Consider the following 1,740-nt stretch of genomic DNA (forward strand, 5'->3'; position numbering starts at 1 on the left):
GCCTCACCCTCCTGACGCACCGGAACCGCCGCCATGATCAATCCGCTGAACGCCGCCGCGGCCTATGCCACCACCGCCGCCAAGACGACCGGCGTAGGTGGCACCTATTCCTTCCGATGCGCCCGTGATGAGAGCTGTCGACATTGAATCTTCTCCGAAACGAGGAGCGGTTCGCTCACATGGATGATGGTTATCATCTAATTGAAAAGATGATGGATGTCATCTATAATTTTTCCGCGAAGGAGATTTAGGGATGGCAAAAAGTCAGAAGCGGAAGGCAGAGAGCCGTCAGGCGATCATGCGCTCTGCGGCCAAGCTGTTTCGGGAGAACGGGTTCGACGGCGTCACCGTTGCGGAGGTGATGGACGGGGCGGGGCTGACGCATGGCGGATTCCCCCGACATTTCAGCAGCAAGGACGAGCTGATCACGGCGACACTCGCCGAGCTGTTCGCAGCAGACGCACGGGAGCCATCGCTGCCGATGCGCGACTTGCATGAATTCGCCCGTGCCTATCTGCGCTCCGAACATCGCGGCGAGCCCGGTACCGGCTGCGTGTTCGCGGCCCTGGGCCCTGAAATGGCGCGGGCCCCGCGGCCCACCCGCGACATCCTGACCGATGCCATCGAGCGGCAGATCCAGAAATTCGTCGACATCGCACCGGGTGAGAAACCGGCGGAGCGGCGGGTCGCCGCGATCGGGACTTGGGCGACGATGATCGGCGCCATGGTTCTCGCGCGGATCGTCAATTCGGACCCACTATCCGAGGATATTCTCGCTTCGGCGCGCCTCTTTCTGGATATGGAAGGTTGAAGAGGGGGCATGCGTCGCCGTCGAGGACTGACGAACGATGAGTCCTTGCCGCTACAGCCCTCTCCGGTGTTGTACTCCGCCGTCTTTGCGCGGAAATGACCCGATGGCCATGTTTCGCGCAAAATTCGCCATTCTCGCGGCGGCCGCGCTCGGTGGGGTCTCCATAAGCCGGCACGGTCATGCGGACACGTTGCCCCCGCCCCGGCACCCTGATCCAGCCCCGCATGGTCGCCATGGGCGCAGAGGCGGCACCGCAGGGCAACATCGCAGCCCAGCCGAGCCCAAACGCCGGGGTTCGTCAGCGTGGCCAACCGGGTTCAGCGATGGGCGCCGTGGCGGAGCGCCGCCACGAGGAGCGAAAAGGCGGGAGGGAGCTGCCGGCGATCCGGATAATAGAGGTGGTAGCCGGCGAAGGGCGGGCACCAGTCGTCCAGCAGCCGCACCAGCCGGCCGTCGGCGATGTAGGGCGCGGCCTGATCCGCCATGACGCAGGCGATGCCGAGGCCCTCGCTGGCAGCCTGTAGAACCATGCTCATGTCATTGAGCACCAGCGGGCCTCCGACCCGGGCATTGAGTTCGCGACCGTCCTTCGCTGAGCGGAATGAGGCCATTCGCGTGATCCGCGGCGCGCACGCGCTTGACGTCACCCTGTTCGACACTGCGGAGGCCTATGGGCCGTTCACCAACGAGGAACTCGTCGGCGAAGCGCTGTCGCCCGTGCGTGACGAGGTGGTCATCGCCACGAAGTTCGGCTGGAACATCGACCCCGACACCGGCGAGCACCGCCCGGGGCTCAACAGCCGTCCGGACCATGTCCGCCGCGCGGTGGACGGCATGCTGAAGCGCCTGAATATCGAGATCATCGACCTGCTCTACCAGCATCGCGTCGATCCCGACGTCCCGATCGAGGAGGTCGCCGGAACGGGAGG

The 1,740-nt window shown here is 64.8% G+C and carries 3 protein-coding genes; 2 read left to right on the top strand and 1 reads right to left on the bottom strand.

Going from position 1 to position 1,740, the window contains the following annotated elements; all coding sequences use genetic code 11:
* Window positions 1–253 precede the first annotated feature (253 nt).
* The gene (locus I71_RS16565; RefSeq protein WP_042695950.1) at window positions 254–811 is read left to right on the top strand and encodes a TetR/AcrR family transcriptional regulator; all 558 of its coding nucleotides are present in this window, start codon (window positions 254–256) and stop codon (window positions 809–811) included.
* A gap of 317 nt (window positions 812–1,128) precedes the next feature.
* Here the strand turns inward: I71_RS16565 and I71_RS16570 are convergent, their stop codons facing one another.
* On the bottom strand, window positions 1,129–1,347 hold the full coding sequence (locus I71_RS16570) for a LysR substrate-binding domain-containing protein (protein ID WP_085940740.1): 219 nt from the start codon (window positions 1,345–1,347) through the stop codon (window positions 1,129–1,131).
* A 79-nt stretch (window positions 1,348–1,426) separates the two neighbouring features.
* On the opposite strand from I71_RS16570, the gene I71_RS16575 reads away from it, so the two are divergent.
* Window positions 1,427–1,740 (top strand): aldo/keto reductase (locus tag I71_RS16575; protein WP_307189006.1); only part of this gene is annotated, 314 nt, incomplete at its 3' end.

The organism is Azospirillum sp. B506 (assembly GCF_000333595.1).
Lineage (GTDB): Bacteria > Pseudomonadota > Alphaproteobacteria > Azospirillales > Azospirillaceae > Azospirillum.